The organism is Mesorhizobium sp. M7A.F.Ca.CA.003.01.2.1 (assembly GCF_003998945.1).
In the GTDB taxonomy this organism is placed as follows: Bacteria; Pseudomonadota; Alphaproteobacteria; order Rhizobiales; family Rhizobiaceae; genus Mesorhizobium; species Mesorhizobium ciceri.
In genome coordinates, this window is sequence record NZ_RZRA01000803.1 from 1 (window position 1) to 2,687 (window position 2,687).

A 2,687-nucleotide genomic window follows, 5' to 3' on the forward strand; every position below is an offset into this window, starting at 1 on the left:
TCTCCCACAAGGGGAGAAGGTTAGAAATGCCGGCGCATCACCGTCGCCCGGCCCTTCGCAGGCTCAGAGCGTTCGAGGCTCGTAAAGCCAAGCAATTGGCTTTACGTCCGCTAGCGCGGACCGCCTCTCAACTCTCAATCCACACCTTCTCAAAGTGCTGCTCCAGCGCCTGGTGCTGTTCGCAGCCTTCTACGCCTTTGCGACAGGTCCGGTAGACCGAGCGCCAGTAGGGTTGGATGATGATGCCCGAGTCGCGCAGATTCTGCTCGATCTTGCCCATGATCTCCTTGCGCGCCTTGGCGTCGGGTGTCGCCAGTGCCTTGTCTAGCAGCGTGTCGAATTCGGGATTGGCGTAGGCGCTTTCGTTCCAGGCGGCGCCGGATTTATACGCCAGCGCCAGCACCTGGACGCCGAGCGGGCGGCCGAGCCATTCGGTGCAGGAGAAGGGGTATTTGCTCCAGTCGTTCCAGAAGGTGGCGGCCGGCAGCACGGTGCGCTTGATCTTGAGGCCGGCCTCGCGCATCTGCGCGCCGATGGCGTCGCCGGTGCTCTTTTGCCATTCGACATCGACGGAGATGAGCTCGAATTCGTGGTCTGATTTGCCGGCCTCGGCCAACAGCTTCTTCGACTGCTCGACGTCACGCTTCGCCGGGCCGATATCGGCATATTCGGGGTGCATGGGGCCGACATGGTGATTTTCGGCGGGCTTGCCGCGGCCGCCGAGACCGAGCGCCAGCACGGCGGCATTGTCGACGGCGAGCTGGGCGGCGCGGCGCACCTTGACGTCGTCATAGGGCGCGTTGGCGACATTGAAGCGGGCGACGATGGTCGAGCCGGTGGCGATCTCGGAGTTCATCAGCCCCATCTGCTCGGTCTGCGAGACGGCATCGGAAGCGGTCTCGTGGTCGGTGTCGATCTCGCCGGATTCGAAGGCCGAGAGCATGGCGTTGGGGTCGGAGCCGTAGTCGACCCATTTGATGCCGTCCAAGTAGAATTCGCCCTTCCACCAGGGCTTGTCTTTGCGCTTCACCTCGGCACCGGTCTCGGCATCCCAGCTGACCAGCTCGCAGGGACCGGTGGTGATGGCCAGCGCCTTCAGGGGATCGCCGTCGCCCTCATAGGAGCGGTGCATGATCAGTGCGGGATAGTCGGCCATGCCGGCGATCAGCGAGATGTCGGGCTTGGGCAGGTTCAGCTTGATGGTGAAGTCATCGACCTTTTCGATGCCGCCATCGACCACCTTCTTGGTGTCGGCATTGACCAGCGCGCCCATGCGCGCGGCGACCGAATTGCCGGGCACCGAGGCATCGCACCAGCGGGTGAGGTTGTGGATGACATCGTCGGCGTTGAAGGCATCGCCGTTCGACCACGAGATGCCCTTGCGCACATGCAGGGTCAGCATCCTGGCGTCGTCGCTCGCCTCCCAGCTTTCGAGCAGCCAGGGCTCGAAGGAGAAGTCGGTGTTCCAGCGCACCAGATATTCGTTGCAGTGGCGGGCAACGTTGGACATCTCGACGCCGTCGAAGGTGCGCGGGTCCTTGAAACCCTTGACGTTCATGGCGACGCGCAGGACGCCGCCCTTCTTGGGTTCCGCCGCGCGGGCAGGGATGGTGCCAAGTCCGCCCAGCGCCAGCGCCCCGGCGGCGCTGACGCCGAGCCCGGCCATCAGCGCCAGATATTCGCGGCGGTTGATGCCGCCGGCCTTGAAATCGTCGGCCACGGGTTTGGCTTGCGGGTGGAGTTTGCGGTCGGTCAGCATGAATTTCATCGTCGTTCCCCTGTTGTTGATGCATGCCGCCCAAAAGTGCCCAGCGGTTTTGGGACAATGGCATGCACAGAAAAATCGCCCCGGCCGATCGACAGGCGCGGGGGCGGACGCGACCGCCGGGGCGCCGTTGCCTGAGGGGGAATGATAGAGCGGGGTGACGCCGCGGAGTGTTCGCTTTTCCGCAGTGATTGTGCGGGGTTCCGCGGGGGGAGTCGGCGATTGGCGTATGCGTTGGACGATGGCGCGGCGCGAATCTCCCTCCTTGAGGGGGAGATGTCGCCGAAGGCGACAGAGGGGGTCGGTACGACGGGACTCGACCTCCTATGTTCCATTGTTGAAAAGAGGATGCCGGCGCTTCACGCGAGACGCCCCCTCACCCAGCCTCCGCTTCGCTCGGCTGACCTCTCCCCGAGGGGAGAGGAGACTTGCAGCGCCGGCGCTTCCCTCTTCTCCCCAGCGGGGAGAAGGTGGCCGCGAAGCGGCCGGATGAGGGGGCCTTCGCTATGTTCAATACGGCCACTCACCCCTGCCCAGCGCTGCAACCGCAGCCACGATCCGCGCAAACGCTTCCGCCGCCGCCGGCACCGTGGTGCGGGCACGCAGGAAGCTGTGCACCAGCCTCGGCTCTTCGTGCCACCACGCCTTGCCGCCGGCGGCCAGAATGCGGTCGCGGTAGGTCTCGCCATCCGAGGACAACGGGTCGCATTCGGGGGTGACGATCACCGTCGGCGGCAGGCCGGTGAAATCCTTGTCGCGCAGCGGCGCAAAAGTCGGATCGTCAAGCGATTGGCGCCTGGCCGAACGGACGTCGCGGTAGAAGGCGATGTCGGCCACCGACAGCAGCGGCGCGTCGGCGTGTTCGATGTAGGAGCCGGCGCGCTCGTCGCCGCCGAGCTCGGGGTAGATCAGCACCTGGCCC

2 protein-coding genes are annotated in these 2,687 nt (G+C 65.2%); both read right to left on the bottom strand.

The window, feature by feature from the left end; all coding sequences use genetic code 11:
- Positions 1 to 127: 127 nt before the first annotated feature.
- Positions 128 to 1,768: an ABC transporter substrate-binding protein gene (locus tag EN969_RS25805; protein WP_063169619.1), complete on the bottom strand. Its 1,641-nt coding sequence runs from the start codon at positions 1,766 to 1,768 to the stop codon at positions 128 to 130.
- A gap of 507 nt (positions 1,769 to 2,275) precedes the next feature.
- The coding region (locus EN969_RS25810; protein ID WP_164758487.1) for an alpha/beta hydrolase at positions 2,276 to 2,687 on the bottom strand (412 nt) is incomplete at its 5' end.